At 50.9% G+C, this 14,697-nt stretch carries 12 protein-coding genes, 1 tRNA gene and 1 pseudogene; 11 read left to right on the top strand and 3 right to left on the bottom strand.

All coding sequences use genetic code 11. The annotated features are described in order from the left end of the window. Nucleotides 1–179: 179 nt before the first annotated feature. The 3 genes and pseudogenes from ppk1 to DBY95_RS06825 all read left to right on the top strand — a co-directional run. Nucleotides 180–2,237 carry a polyphosphate kinase 1 gene (gene ppk1, locus DBY95_RS06840; RefSeq protein WP_107723822.1) on the top strand — a complete coding sequence of 686 codons (2,058 nt, stop codon included), beginning with the start codon at nt 180–182 and terminating at the stop codon, nt 2,235–2,237. A 100-nt stretch (nt 2,238–2,337) separates the two neighbouring features. Then, nucleotides 2,338–4,353, top strand: coding sequence for a prolyl oligopeptidase family serine peptidase (locus tag DBY95_RS06835; protein ID WP_107723821.1), 2,016 nt, complete (start codon nt 2,338–2,340; stop codon nt 4,351–4,353). Between the two features lie 444 nt (nt 4,354–4,797). Continuing rightward, nucleotides 4,798–4,989 (top strand): annotated as a pseudogene (locus DBY95_RS06825) (aminotransferase class IV); the annotation flags it as partial. A 44-nt stretch (nt 4,990–5,033) separates the two neighbouring features. On the opposite strand, the gene DBY95_RS06820 reads toward DBY95_RS06825, so the two are convergent. After that, nucleotides 5,034–6,491 (bottom strand): DUF389 domain-containing protein, encoded by a 1,458-nt coding sequence (locus DBY95_RS06820; RefSeq protein ID WP_107723819.1) that lies wholly within the window; start codon nt 6,489–6,491, stop codon nt 5,034–5,036. 584 nt (nt 6,492–7,075) lie between these two features. Here DBY95_RS06820 and acpP point away from each other — a divergent pair. From acpP to DBY95_RS06790, 5 genes are all read left to right on the top strand, one after another. Further along, nucleotides 7,076–7,312 (top strand): acyl carrier protein, encoded by a 237-nt coding sequence (gene acpP, locus DBY95_RS06810; RefSeq protein WP_003679644.1) that lies wholly within the window; start codon nt 7,076–7,078, stop codon nt 7,310–7,312. Between the two features lie 162 nt (nt 7,313–7,474). Further along, complete coding sequence (gene fabF / locus DBY95_RS06805) at nt 7,475–8,722, top strand: beta-ketoacyl-ACP synthase II (protein WP_039861923.1); 1,248 nt, start codon at nt 7,475–7,477, stop codon at nt 8,720–8,722. A 182-nt stretch (nt 8,723–8,904) separates the two neighbouring features. Next, nucleotides 8,905–9,597 carry a hypothetical protein gene (locus DBY95_RS06800; protein WP_107723818.1) on the top strand — a complete coding sequence of 231 codons (693 nt, stop codon included), beginning with the start codon at nt 8,905–8,907 and terminating at the stop codon, nt 9,595–9,597. Nucleotides 9,598–9,738: 141 nt separating this feature from the next. Next, a complete protein-coding gene (locus tag DBY95_RS06795) occupies nt 9,739–10,626 on the top strand; it encodes a homocysteine S-methyltransferase family protein (protein ID WP_107723958.1) in 888 nt (295 codons plus the stop codon). 98 nt (nt 10,627–10,724) lie between these two features. Next, on the top strand, nt 10,725–12,155 hold the full coding sequence (locus DBY95_RS06790) for a basic amino acid/polyamine antiporter (RefSeq protein WP_107723817.1): 1,431 nt from the start codon (nt 10,725–10,727) through the stop codon (nt 12,153–12,155). Between the two features lie 66 nt (nt 12,156–12,221). Here the strand turns inward: DBY95_RS06790 and DBY95_RS06785 are convergent, their stop codons facing one another. After that, nucleotides 12,222–12,551, bottom strand: coding sequence for a rhodanese-like domain-containing protein (locus tag DBY95_RS06785; RefSeq protein WP_107723816.1), 330 nt, complete (start codon nt 12,549–12,551; stop codon nt 12,222–12,224). 50 nt (nt 12,552–12,601) lie between these two features. Beyond that, nucleotides 12,602–13,258, bottom strand: a complete 657-nt coding sequence (locus tag DBY95_RS06780) for a protein-L-isoaspartate O-methyltransferase family protein (RefSeq protein ID WP_101755786.1) — start codon at nt 13,256–13,258, stop codon at nt 12,602–12,604. A gap of 184 nt (nt 13,259–13,442) precedes the next feature. Between DBY95_RS06780 and tpiA the strand changes: the two genes are divergently transcribed. From tpiA to DBY95_RS06765, 3 genes are all read left to right on the top strand, one after another. Continuing rightward, nucleotides 13,443–14,216, top strand: coding sequence for a triose-phosphate isomerase (gene tpiA / locus DBY95_RS06775; protein ID WP_004519014.1), 774 nt, complete (start codon nt 13,443–13,445; stop codon nt 14,214–14,216). A gap of 7 nt (nt 14,217–14,223) precedes the next feature. Next, nucleotides 14,224–14,583: a preprotein translocase subunit SecG gene (gene secG, locus DBY95_RS06770; RefSeq protein ID WP_036492092.1), complete on the top strand. Its 360-nt coding sequence runs from the start codon at nt 14,224–14,226 to the stop codon at nt 14,581–14,583. A 15-nt stretch (nt 14,584–14,598) separates the two neighbouring features. Continuing rightward, nucleotides 14,599–14,684, top strand: a tRNA-Leu gene (locus DBY95_RS06765). The last annotated feature ends 13 nt before the right edge of the window (nt 14,685–14,697 follow it).

Raw genomic sequence — 14,697 nt, 5'->3', positions numbered from 1 at the left:
TTGCATTAAACGGCGCATTATAGCAAAAACCGCTGTTTCGGTATAGAAAAAAACGGATAACCCTTTGTCTTGCCTCAAATAGGGATGAGGTTGTCTGCCGAGGCCGTCTGAAACCTGACGGAACGGCGGCAAAACGTTATACTTGATGGTGTTAATGACTGATGTTTCAGGAGTAAACCATGCCCGAGCAAAACCGCATTCTTTGCCGAGAACTCAGCCTGTTGGCGTTCAACCGCCGTGTACTGGCTCAGGCGCAGGATACGAAAGTTCCTTTGTTGGAACGTTTGCGTTTCCTGTGCATCGTGTCTTCCAATTTGGACGAATTTTTTGAAGTGCGCATGGCGTGGTTGAAACGCGAAAACAAATTGCGCCCGCATCAGCTGCTCGACAACGGCAAAACCGCGGCCGAAACCATCGAAGCGGTGGCGAAAGAGGCACAGGCCTTGATTCGCGAGCAGTACGACCTGTTTAACAAAGTATTGCAGCCTGCACTCAGCCGCGCCGGCATTCATTTCTATCGCCGCCACAAATGGACGGCCGCGCAGAAAAAATGGATCGAAAACTATTTTGACAACGAGCTGTTGCCCATTCTCACGCCCATCGGCCTTGATCCGTCACACCCGTTCCCGCGCCCGTTAAACAAATCGCTCAACTTTGCCGTCGAACTCGAAGGCACGGATGCGTTCGGCCGTCCGTCAGGAATGGCGATTGTACAGGCTCCGCGCATTTTGCCGCGTGTCGTCCCTATGCCGTCTGAAATTTGCGGCGGCGATGCAGGTTTTGTGTTCTTGTCTTCGATTTTGCACGCCCATGTCGGCAAACTCTTTCCCGGCATGAAGGTTAAAGACTGCCATCAGTTCCGTCTCACGCGTGATAGCGATTTGACGGTCGATGAAGAAGATTTGAAAAACCTGCGTGCCGCGATTCAAAACGAATTGCACGACCGCGAATACGGCGACGGCGTGCGCTTGGAAGTGGCGGACACTTGTCCGGCGCACATTCACGACTTCCTGCTTGCCCAGTTCAAGCTGACTTCTGCCGAGCTGTATCAAGTCAAAGGGCCGGTCAATTTGGTGCGCCTCAATGCCGTCCCCGATTTGGTGGACAGGCCGGATTTGAAGTTTCCGCCGCACAATGCAGGCCGTCTGAAAGCCTTGCGCAAAAACGGCTCCGTATTCAAGCTGGTCAAACAGTCGCCGATTTTGCTGCACCACCCGTATCAGTCTTTCGATCCGGTTGTCCAAATGATACGCGAGGCCGCTGCCGATCCGGATGTGTTGGCCGTTAAAATGACCATCTACCGCACCGGCAGCAATTCCGAGCTTGTGCGCGCATTGATGAAGGCCGCACTGGCGGGCAAGCAAGTAACCGTCGTGGTCGAACTGATGGCGCGTTTTGATGAAGCCAACAACGTCAACTGGGCGAAACAGCTGGAAGAGGCGGGTGCGCACGTCGTGTACGGCGTATTCGGCTACAAAGTTCACGCCAAAATGGCTTTGGTTATCCGCCGCGAAGACGGCGTGCTCAAGCGTTATGCCCATCTCGGTACCGGCAACTACCACCAAGGCACATCGCGCATCTACACCGACTTCGGCATCATCACCGCCGACGACCAAATCACTGCCGATGTGAACACTTTGTTTATGGAAATCACAGGCTTGGGTAAGCCGGGCCGTCTGAACAAGCTCTATCAAAGCCCGTTTACCCTGCACAAAATGGTCATCGACCGCATCAAGCAGGAAACCGACCACGCCAAAGCCGGCAAACCGGCGCGGATTACCGCCAAGATGAATTCCCTCATCGAGCCGAGCGTGATTGATGCGCTGTATCAAGCTAGCGCGGCAGGCGTACAAATCGACCTGATTGTGCGCGGTATGTGTACTTTGCGCCCGGATGTCAAAGGCTTGTCCGAAAACATCCGCGTCCGTTCCATCATCGGCCGCCAACTCGAACACTCGCGCGTGTATTGCTTCCATAACAACGGTGCAGACGATACCTTTATCTCCAGCGCCGACTGGATGGGGCGCAACTTCTTCCGCCGCATTGAAGTCGCCACGCCGATTACCACGCCCGAACTCAAAGAACGCGTGATCCGCGAAGGTTTGGAAATGGCTTTGGAAGACAATACCCAGGCTTGGCTGATGCAGCCTGACGGCAGTTACGTCCGTACCCAGCCGCAAGACAGCGAGCCTGCGTTTGGTTTGCAGGAAGGTTTGTGGAAAATATACGGGCGTTAAGTTGAATCATGCTTAAGCCGTCTGAAACGCAGGTTTCAGACGGCCTTTTTTGATTTTGCCGTTATAATCCCATTTCCCAATCTTTCAGACGGCCTTTTCTATGAAATCCTACCCCGATTCCTATCTCCATTTTGAAAACCTCGAATCTCCCGAAACGCAAAATTTCGCCGCCGCGGCGCATGCCGAAACGCGTGCGCGTTTTTTAGAAAACGACAAGGCGCGCGAATTGTCTGACGGCATTTTGGCGCAGTTGCAGGACACGCGGCAGATTCCGTTTTGTCAGGAACACCGCGCGCGGATGTACCATTTCCATCAGGACGCGGAATATCCGAAGGGTGTGTACCGCGTGTGTACCGCGGCGACTTACCGTTCCGGCTATCCCGAGTGGAAAATCCTGTTTTCAGTGGCGGATTTCGACGAGTTGCTCGGCGACGATGTGTATTTGGGCGGGGTGTCGCACTTGGTGGAAAAGCCCAACCGCGCGCTGTTGACCTTGAGCAAATCGGGCGGCGATACGGCGTACACGCTGGAAGTGGATTTGGAAGCAGGGGAATTGGTAGAAGGCGGCTTTCACTTTCCTGCAGGTAAGAACCATGTGTCGTGGCGCGATGAAAACAGCGTGTGGGTATGTCCGGCCTGGGACGAACGCCAGTTGACCGAATCGGGCTATCCGCGCGAAGTGTGGCTGGTGGAGCGCGGCAAGAGTTTCGAGGAAAGCCTGTCGGTGTATCAAATCGATAAAGGCGCAATGATGGTGAACGCGTGGCGTTACCTTGACCCGCAGGGTTCGCCGATTGATTTGATTGAAGCGTCGGACGGTTTTTATACCAAAACCTATTTGCAGGTGTCGGCCGAAGGCGAGGCGAAACCGTTAAACCTGCCTAATGATTGCGACGTGGTCGGCTATCTGGCGGGACATCTTTTGCTGACGCTGCGCAAAGACTGGAATCGCGCGAACCAGAGCTATCCGAGCGGCGCATTGGTGGCAGTAAAATTAAACCGCGGTGAATTGGGTGCGGCGCAGCTTTTGTTTGCGCCCGATGAAACGCAGGCATTGGAAAGCGTGGAAACGACCAAGCGTTTTGTCGTAGCGAGCCTGCTGGAGAACGTACAAGGCCGTCTGAAAGCATGGCGCTTTAGCGATGGCAAATGGCAGGAAGTCGAATTGCCGCGCCTGCCTTCGGGTGCGTTGGAAATGACCGACCAACCGTGGGGCGGCGACGTGGTTTACCTTGCCGCCAGCGATTTCACTACGCCGCTGACGCTGTTTGCGCTAGATTTGAACGTGATGGAACTGACCGTCATGCGCCGTCAGCCGCAGCAGTTTGATTCAGACGGCATCAACGTGCAGCAGTTTTGGACGATTTCGGCCGATGGCGAGCGCATTCCTTATTTCCACGTCGGCAAAAACGCCACGCCCGACACGCCGACCTTGGTTTATGCCTACGGCGGTTTCGGCATTCCCGAATTGCCGCATTATCTGGGCAGCGTCGGCAAATATTGGCTGAAAGAGGGCAATGCCTTTGTATTGGCAAACATCCGCGGCGGCGGCGAATTCGGCCCACGCTGGCATCAGGCGGCGCAGGGAATCAGTAAACACAAAAGCGTTGATGATTTATTGGCAGTCGTGCGCGATTTGTCCGAACGCGGCATGAGTTCGCCCAAACACATCGGTTTGCAGGGCGGCAGCAACGGCGGTTTGATTACCGCCGCCGCCTTCGTGCGCGAGCCGCAAAGCATAGGCGCGCTGGTGTGCGAAGTACCGCTGACCGACATGATCCGTTATCCGCTGCTGTCCGCCGGTTCAAGCTGGACGGACGAATACGGCAATCCGCAAAAATACGAAGTCTGCAAACGCTGGCTGGGCGAATTGTCGCCGTATCACAATCTTTCAGACGGCATCGATTATCCGCCAGCGCTCATCACCACCAGCCTCAGCGACGATCGCGTCCATCCCGCCCACGCGCTCAAGTTCTACGCCAAACTGCGTGAAACCTCGCCGCAATCTTGGCTCTACTCGCCTGACGGCGGCGGCCATACCGGCAACGGCACGCAACGCGAATCCGCCGACGAACTTACCTGCGTCTTGCTGTTTTTGAAAGAGTTTTTAGGGTAGAAGTAAGCAGCAGGACTGACCGTTTTGTAAAGTTGAGAAACAAAATACTCTTGTTTCGGCAAGTGAAAAGAAGGCCGTCTGAAAAACGAATATTAAAGTTTTTCAGACGGCCTTCTTTTCTTTTAACTTTCAACATATCCCGATAAAATGGACACTTTGTAAGTAATCATTGATGGAAGACGCAATTATGGCAACCGAACTGAAAAATTATACACGATTTAGAAAATAATTTCAAACAAAACAATATATTAAAACTCAAACAAATCTTTCCCGAAGTCTTTTGCGAAGACCAAATCGACTTTGAGAAACTCAAACTCGTCCTTGGCGCAGAAAACCTTGCCGGTGTGGGCGAACGTTATCAACTCGATGCTGTAGAAACTAGTAGCGTTGTTTACAGTATTTCCAGGAGAATACTGAAACATGAACATGCACAAAAACACCCGTCTCACCCCGTCTCTGGATTTGGATATCCTCAACGGCATCATGCGCCAAGCCGTGTTGCAGCAGCTGCAAACCTACTTGGGCGCGGACACCATCATCGAAACACACATCACCCGCGATATGCTCGAACGCACAGAAAAAATCCGCCTCTCCAACGCCTTGAGAGGCGTGTTTGAGGCGGATTTGGTGTACTAGGAACAATCAATGATCTCTCGGAAATGGATAAAGCCTGAAGGCGATTATTCGTTAGACGGTTTATCTGTCTGAGACTTGTGCGTTTGCAATATGCGCACTACCTTACCCTCATAACGCTGGTTTAACCACGCCTGTATCCGCTCGTGATCTTTGGCAGGTAGTGGCTGCTCCAATTCGAGAGAGACAACGACGATATCGTCATATGTATCTGTCTTCGGTTCTGCGTTTTTTTGGCTTTCAGACTGTTCGGAAACAGGCATTGTTTGCGCTTTATCCCAAGCCAAGCCGCGTCCGACAACGATTTTTTCCGCTTCCGGATATTGGGCTTTTAATTCCTTAAGTACCGCTGCATCGTCGATATCGGAGGCTTTGCCTGCCAGTACGGTATCGATATAGGCCTGTTGCTCTTTCAGCTCATTTTGCTGCTGAACCGGGTTGTTTTGGCTTGCCAGCAATTCTTCGATTTTGGCATTGTCCCCTCCCGCATAGACCACGTTGACCTTCGGCTCTTTCACACCTGACGCTTCAAGGCTTTTCACCAGCAAGGCGGAAATTTTCTCGGCATTGCCCGTTCCATTGACAACCAGACTGACTTTATTTTCTCTATGGTTCAACATCTTACGCAGCACGAAAAAACCTTCCTGTTGCTTCGCAGTGGCAATGGCAGCATTGGCTCTGGTGTTGAAGATTTCCTGACGCACCAGTCCTGATGCCATATAGCCGCTCGGAATCATGACAGCAAGTACGACGGCAGTAATAATGATGCTGTGCAACCGGCGTTTGGATTCCTTTACCAACCCCCTGCGCGGCAGCTTGAGCAGCTTGGAAAACAACAAGGTCGCAAAAGCGATGAACACGCAGTTGATGGCAAAAAGATATGAAGCACCGAGAAAGTAGTGCCAGTTGCCATGTGCCAGTCCGTAGCCCGCAGTACACAGGGGCGGCATCAATGCGGTAGCAATCGCCACACCCGGTATGGCATTGCCTCCCTCTTTTCGGGTCAGCGCCACAATACCCGCACTACCGCCGAAGAAGGCAATCAACACATCCCAAAGGGTCGGCTGAGTACGCGCCAAAATCTCGCTTTGCGCCTCTTTAAGCGGGGTTAACAGGAAATACAACGTAGCGGTAATCAAGCTGATGACGACGAATATAATAATATTGCGCACGGCTTGACGGATCAGCGCAGTATCCCCTACCGCCAAACCGTAACCCATACCGACTATCGGCCCCATCAACGGCGAAATCAACATCGCTCCGATCACTACTGCCGTGCTGTTTACATTCAGACCGATACTCGACACGGCAATGGCAAACATCAATACCCACATACTGGTTCCGGTCACCCGAGTATTGGCGCGGATGGTGGCATCGATCTTATCGGGATGAGCTTGGTCATGCGCAAGATTGAACACATCTTGCAACTTGGTCATGGCACCATTGTCTTCTTGTTTCTGCTTTTCTTGTATTTCCTGATTTTTACTTTCTTCCTGATCTTGCATATGCGTATCCTAAAGTTTTAATAGTTTATTTTAAGCATCTAATTCATAAAGAATTTTTGAGTAATGAAATAATGCCTTGCCATTACGGCTAAATCTGACAGGCACACTTCCCGCAATATACTATATTAGCATACGTCCGCAAACTTTCCCTCCGTTAGATGAAGGAAGGGCAAAGTTGCCGTTACAGCAAGCCGTAATGTGGGCTTTACCCACGAGATGAATGCCAAAATGAAAGTCTATGTGACTGTTGTCGGATTTAGTTGTTGGATGGTGGATTTCGTGGGGAAAGCCCACGCTACTTGGGTTATCCCAAATCTGCCTTGATTGAATAAAAGGTCGTCTGAAAACGGGGAAATCAGTTTTCAGACGACCTTTCCGCTTATTAACTTATTGATACCAAGGAAAAACAAATTCCCGCTTGTAGGTTAAAATCAGCATATGCTAATATGCGCAACAACAGGTTTTTCCAGAATAATCTGTGCTAAAATGCAGGATTAGATGGAAAACTCTATCCGAATTCGGTACAATACCGACGAATTATTTCCCTTAAACAACCTGCCGCAAGGCGAAAAGGAACGACTGACATGTCAAACATCGAACAACAAGTTAAAAAAATTGTTGCTGAACAACTGGGCGTAAACGAAGCCGAAGTGAAAAACGAATCTTCTTTCCAAGACGATTTGGGTGCTGACTCTCTGGACACCGTAGAACTGGTGATGGCTTTGGAAGAAGCTTTCGGCTGCGAAATCCCTGACGAAGACGCTGAAAAAATCACTACCGTACAATTGGCTATCGACTACATCAACGCCCACCAAGGCTAATCGGTCGCACCAAACATCCAGCCTCTGCTGCGCCATCGCAATAGAGGCTTTTACCTTATTATTAAACCCCTGAAATTTCAGACGGCATGAGTTTTGCCCGTTTTCACGAAGAAAAAGAGCAAGGCTGCCGCGAAAATCCCGACAACCAACAGCGAGATTATCATGAGTCAGAGAAGAGTAGTCATCACAGGTCTTGGCCAAGTATCACCGGTCGGCAACGACGTCGCCACCGCATGGAGCAATCTGCTCGCAGGCAAAAGCGGCATCGGACGGATTACCCGCTTTGACGCATCCGACATCAACAGCCAAATCGCCGGCGAAGTGCGTGATTTCGACATCGGCCAATACATCAGCGCGAAAGAAGCGCGCCGCATGGACGTGTTTATCCATTACGGTATCGCCGCCGCCCTGCAAGCCATCAATGATTCAGGCTTGGACGATTTGGAAACCCTCGACAAAGACCGCGTCGGTGTCAACATCGGCTCCGGTATCGGCGGCCTGCCCAGCATCGAAGCGACCGGCAAAGCCGTTATCGAAGGCGGCGCGCGCAAAATCAATCCTTTCTTTATCCCAGGCTCGCTGATCAACCTGATTTCTGGCCACGTCACCATTCTCAAAGGCTACCGCGGCCCGAGCTACGGCATGGTTTCTGCCTGTACAACCGGCGCACACTCCATCGGCGACTCTGCGCGACTGATTAAATACGGCGACGCAGACGTGATGATTGCCGGCGGTGCAGAAGGCGCGATCAGCACTTTGGGCGTTGGCGGTTTTGCCGCCATGAAGGCACTTTCCACCCGCAACGATGATCCTGCTACCGCTTCCCGTCCGTGGGACAAAGGCCGTGACGGTTTCGTTATCGGCGAAGGCGCTGGCGTGCTGGTGTTGGAAGAATTGGAACATGCGAAAAAACGCGGTGCGAAAATTTACGCCGAAATCGTCGGCTTCGGTATGAGCTCTGATGCCTACCACATTACCGCGCCTAACGAAGAAGGCCCTGCATTGGCCGTTACCCGCGCCCTGAAAGATGCCGGCCTGAATCCTGAAGACGTTGATTACGTCAACGCACACGGTACATCGACTCCTTTGGGCGATGCCAACGAAACCAAAGCCATCAAACGCGCTTTAGGCGATCATGCGCGCAAAGTCATCGTTAACTCTACCAAATCCATGACCGGCCACTTGCTCGGCGCGGCCGGCGGTGTGGAAGCGTTGTACAGTGTATTGGCAGTACATGAGCAAAAATCTCCACCAACCATCAACATCTTTGAACAAGACGTTGAAGCCGGTTGCGATTTGGACTACTGTGCCAACGAAGCGCGTGACGCGAAAATCGACGTTGCCATCTCCAATTCCTTTGGCTTTGGCGGTACCAACGGCACATTGGTATTCAAACGCTTCAAAGACTGATAGAAGGTTTTAAGCAAATTTGAAAGGCCGTCTGAAACTTGGTTTTCAGACGGCCTTTTTTATTTTAAAGGCCAAATATTCTTGATAATCTGTATCATTTGTATGAAAATACCGATTCCTATTAATATTGCCCGGATTTTATCGGGTAATCAACCCAATTACATTTTTATCAGGAGTCTGCAATGAAAACCATCCGTATTCTGGCATTGGCCGCCGCGCTGGCCGCCGTGCCTGCATTTGCATCTGATTTCGGCCATGAACAGGCATTGACCATAGACGGCAAGCCTGCCCATTTGGCAGAAACTTCAGCCCGTATTTTGGCAAACGAAACCCTGACTGCGCCGCAACTGGTCGAAGATATCACTGATGGATTCGGTTCGAAAAAAATTCCAGGTTATAAATTGATGATTATGGGCCGCACTTATTCGGTGGCGGCAGAAACCAAACCGCCGAAAGAGGGCCAAACTCAGTGGCGGGACAATACGTTCATTCATCGCGGCGTAAAACTGTTTGTCGGTATTCCGGTCAAAAACGCTAAGATGGATTTGGCGTCTGCCAGATTGATTAATATCGGCGTGGTTGACGATAACGGTGGTGCTGCGCCTCATGATGAGGGTGAAAAAATCCGTCCGGTCGGCAAACAGCTGATGTCTCCGGATACCAAAGTGGAAAATGCGAAACTCAATATTGCCAAACTGACGTTGCCAAATATGAAATTGGGCGAAACCAGTGGCGGTGGTGTGAAATTGGAAGCATCAGCAACATTGGACGGTAAGCCGATACAGACTAAAATCGACAGCACTTTCTCCCGCTTCTATTCCGCTAAACCAGCCGCTACACGGCCGTTTATGGCAGATGCACGGTTTGTGAAATAATCGTAAAGGCCGTCTGAAATCCAGTTTCAGACGGCCTTTTATATAACGAAACTGCATAAGTTTAGTTCTGTATAAATTAAAGGTAAGGAGTTAAAAAAGCGTAGAATGGCGATTTTAAAAATTCATCATTGGAGGTCGATCATGACGGTAACGATTTTAGACGGTGGAATGGGGCGTGAACTGCATCGGCGCGGCGCACCGTTTCGTCAGCCGGAATGGTCTGCTTTGGCTTTGATGGAAGCGCCGGATATTGTACGCGAAACGCATTTGGACTTTCTTCGCGCAGGCGCACAGGTGATTACGACCAACAGCTATGCGCTTGTTCCATTTCATATCGGGCAGGAGCGCTTTGATGCTCAAGCTGCCGAATGGGCAAGGCAGGCCGGCCGTTTGGCGCGTGAAGCGGTGGAACAAAGCGGGACTACTGCAAAAGTAGCCGCAAGCCTGCCGCCATTATTCGGTTCTTACCGTCCTGACTTGTTTGACAAACAAGTCGCACCTGCTTTGGCTCGCCCTTTAATATCGGGTTTGATGCCGTTTGCTGATATTTGGTTGGCAGAAACCGTATCCAGCTTGGAAGAAGCGCGTTTCTGGCGCAGCAGTCTGCCTGATGACGGTAAGCCGTTTTGGGTATCGTTTACTTTGGAAGATACGATGCCGCATGATGTACCGGTGTTGCGTTCGGGGGAAAACGTGCACGAGGCGGCGGATTTCGCGGTAGAAATAGGTGCGGCGGCAATGTTGTTCAATTGCAGTCAGCCTGAAGTGATGGCGGAAGCTTTGAAAGTGGCACATGAAGCCCAAGGCCGTCTGAAACTGGGTGTTTACGCCAATGCATTTGAACCGGTAAAAGGACAGATGAACGAGGCCAACGACGGTTTGGACCCGATTCGCGCCGATGCCACTCCGGAAAATTATTTGGCGTGGGCGAGACAATGGGCGGATTTGGGCGCGGAAATCATCGGCGGGTGCTGCGGTATCGCACCTGAACATATCCGTGCGTTGGCGCAAGGATTTAAGGCCGTCTGAAAGCGGCTGCATAATATTTTGATACGGTTAGAACAGGCTAAAAAAGCCGGTAATGCCGTCGCTTCACAAACACATAATTATAAAAATCAGGAATAAACATGTCGCAAAAATCTCAAATCGGCTTGGTTGCACTGACGGCCTTGGTTATCAGTTCCATGATTGGTTCGGGTATTTTCAGCCTGCCGCAGAATATGGCTGCCGTTGCAGGTTCGCAGGCTTTGCTGTTGGGTTGGCTGATTACCGGTGTGGGCATTATCTTTCTCGGCCTATCATTTTCGGCCTTGTCCAAACTTAAGCCCGAATTGGACGGTGGTATTTATACGTACGCCCGCAACGGCTTCGGCGATTTGATGGGTTTTTTCTCGGCGTGGGGCTATTGGCTTTGCACCACGGTCGGTATTGTCGGCTATTTGGTGGTTGCGTTTGAAGCAGTAGGCGGATTTGTCGATACGCCGGACAACGTGATTTTCGGCAAAGGCAACACATTTGCTGCTTTTGTTGGAGAATCAGTAATTGTGTGGCTGATTTACTGGTTGGTAGTGCGCGGTATTAAAGAAGCGGCAGGAGTGAACCTGATTGCGACGGCAGTCAAAGTATTTCCGCTGATTTTATTTATTGGTATGGCAGCCTATTTCTTTCAAACCGAAGTGTTTATGTCCGATTGGACAGGGGCGAGCCTTGCTACGCCTGAAAATCCTGATGTCAGCCTGATGACGCAGGTGAAAAACACAATGCTGATTACGCTGTGGGTGTTTACCGGTATTGAGGGTGCGGCGGTTTTGTCCAAGCATGCGCGAAGTCGTGCTGATGTTGGTCGAGCGACCATTATCGGAGTCAGCTTGACGCTGGCAATGTATGTGGCAATTACCGTCTTGGCTCAAGGCATTTTACCTCGTGCGGATATTGCTGCAATGGCTAATCCGTCTATGGCGGGCGTGTTGGCGCACATGGTGGGCTCTTGGGGTAAAGTGTTGATTTCTTCCTGCCTGATTGTGTCTGTGCTGTCGTCTTATTTAAGCTGGACGCTGTATGCGACCGAGATTCCGCACATGGGTGCGAGAAACGGCGCATTTCCAAAATCGTTTATCCCGTTGAATAAAAACGAAGTGCCGCAGGGTTCGTTGATGTTTACCACCTTGACCGTGCAGTTTTGCCTATTGCTGGTGTGGTTAAAAGGCGAGGATTATTCTGCTTTGCTGATGGTATCGACTTCCATGATTTTGATACCGTATCTGTTAATTGGTGCATATCTGCTCAAATTATCGCTGACACAAAAGGCTGCAGCAAAATACCGTCTTATCGGCGCGGCAGCAACGCTTTATGCGGCTTGGATTGTCTATGCGGCAGGCACGGAATATTTGCTGCTGTCAGTCTTGCTCTATTTGCCCGGCGTATTGCTGTTTCTCTATTCGCAAAAGAAACACTACGGAAGTTGTCAGTTCAACCGTATGGAAAAAGCCGTATTGGTATTGCTGTTGATTTTGGCTGTGCCGGCCGTACAGCAGTTTGTCGCTAGCTTACAAGCGTAAACAGAAAGGTTTGAAAAAGGCCGTCTGAAATCCAGTTTCAGACGGCCTTTTATTGATAAAACCGATTCAATACCGCATCATTTTGTTGTCCACCTGCATTGCCCAAGCATCAATCCCGCCTTGCAGGTTGTAAAGGTTTTCAAATCCGGCGTCTTCCAAATACATTGCCGTGTGCAGGCTGCGGATGCCATGGTGGCAGTAAACGACGATGGGTAAATCATCGTCGGGCAGCTCATTTTGACGCAGGGGGATGAGGTTCATCGGGATATGAATGGCGGCGGGTAGGGTGCAGATGGCACGTTCTTCATCGGTGCGGACGTCGAGCAGATGAAATGTGCGGCCTTCGTCCTGCCATTGTTTCAATTCGGTGGGCGAGAGTTGGATGATGTCGGTCATAGGGTTGGGTAAAAGTATGAGGCCGTCTGAACTTTCAGACGGCCTGTTGTTTAAAAATCGAAATCGCCGAACGGATTGGCCGATTTGTCTTCCAAGTGTGCCACGACGGTGTCGAACAATACCTTTTCGGAAAACTCGTTGCCGTTGCGCGTAAGCAAAAGCGCGTGTTGTACCGGTTTGCGGCCGATGATGACCACCATACGGCCGCCGTCTTTCAGTTGCTCTTTCAGAATTTCAGGTACACTGTCTACTGCGCCGCCCACATAAATCGCATCAAAAGGAGCGCCTTGCGATGCTTCGGTCAGGCCGTTGTTTTGCACATAATCGACGTTGGTAAAGCCCAATTCGTCCAAAACTTTTTTGGCGCGTTGCTGCTGCTCGGCGTCGATGTCGTCGGTCACGACTGTGCCGGCCAGTTTGGACAGCAGGGCGGTTGCATAGCCTGAGCCTGTACCGATTTCTAAGACGGTTTCATCTTTTTTCAGTTTCAAGCCTTGAGCCAGGCGGGCAACGACTTTGGGTTCCAACATCTTATGGCCGTTGGCCAGCGGCAGCCCCATATCCGCATAGGCTAAGCCTTGAAAAGCCTCGCCGACGAAATGTTCGCGCTCGATCTCCTCCAAAGCATCCAAAATGTCGAAGTCCAAGACATCCCACGGACGAATCTGCTGTTCAACCATATTGAAACGCGCTTTTTCAAAGTCCATATTTGTGCTCCGTTCAATTCTTAATTTTATCGAAGCATACATTATAAATCCTTGTCGGAGAGTGTGCCATCTTTCAGACGGCCCCGGAGGCCCGTTAATAATTGCCAAGCGCACATATATCCACTAAACTTTCACATTACACGACGCTACAAGCAAGCAACAACCAACACACGGAGCAATAAAGATGTATCACCAAATCGGAATGTGGGACCAAAAATGGGTTATCGGCAACTGGAAAATGAACGGCCGACTCCAAAACAACAATGCACTTATGCACCGCTTCCGTGTCATGCCAACCGCAGAACGCGTGTTAATCGGCCTGGCCGCTCCGACCGTTTATCTGTTGCAACTGCACAACGCCATGCAGATTGTTTTGAACAACCGCATCTTGACCTGTGCGCAAGACGTGAGCCGTTTCCCGAATAACGGCGCATACACCGGCGAAGTGTCCGCCGAAATGCTTGCCGACATCGGTACAGACATCGTCCTCATCGGCCACTCCGAGCGCAGCCTTTATTTCGGCGAGAAAAACGAAATCCAACGCCGCAAAATGGAAAACGTCCTCAACGTCGGCCTGATTCCATTGTTGTGCGTCGGCGAAAGCTTGGAAGAACGCGAAGCCGGTAAAGAACACGAAGTCATTGCCCACCAGCTTTCCATCCTGCAAGGTTTGAACACCAAAAACATCGCCGTTGCCTACGAGCCGGTTTGGGCGATCGGTACAGGCAAAGTCGCCACCGTCGAACAAATCGCCGACATGCACGCATTTATCTACAAAGAAATCTTGTCTTTGTGCGGAAGCGATGTTAAAATCCGCGTTCTTTACGGCGGAAGTGTGAAAGCGGATAACGCGGCCGACATCTTCGCAGTACCTCATGTAGACGGCGCATTGGTTGGGGGCGCGTCATTATCATATGACTCCTTTACCGCCATCATCAACGCAGCACAAGCCTCGTAGAAAACATATGGAAGCCTTTAAAACCCTTATCTGGATTATTAATATTATTTCCGCTCTATTTGTAATCGTGTTAGTATTGCTGCAACACGGTAAAGGTGCGGATGCCGGCGCAACATTCGGTTCCGGCAGCGGTAGCGCGCAAGGCGTATTCGGTTCTGCCGGTAATGCCAACTTCCTCAGCCGCTCGACTGCCGTTGCTGCAACATTTTTCTTTGCGACCTGCATGGCAATGGTGTATATTCACACCCACTCCAATAAGCACGGTTTAGACTTCAGCGATGTGAAGCAGACCCAGCAAGCTCCTAAGCCTGCAACGCCTGCACAAAACAATACAACTCCTGTTGCTCCGAATCCTCAGCAGCAGTAAGACAATTTGATTTATGCCGACATGGTGGAATTGGTAGACACGCTATCTTGAGGGGGTAGTGGCCGTAGGCTGTGCGAGTTCAAATCTCGCTGTCGGCACCACATTAGAAAATCT

The sequence above is a fragment of the Neisseria subflava genome (genome assembly GCF_003044935.1).
Classification (GTDB): domain Bacteria; phylum Pseudomonadota; class Gammaproteobacteria; order Burkholderiales; family Neisseriaceae; genus Neisseria; species Neisseria subflava_E.
Note: the sequence above shows the minus strand (reverse complement) of the source record. Positions and strands in the feature narration are given on the sequence as shown.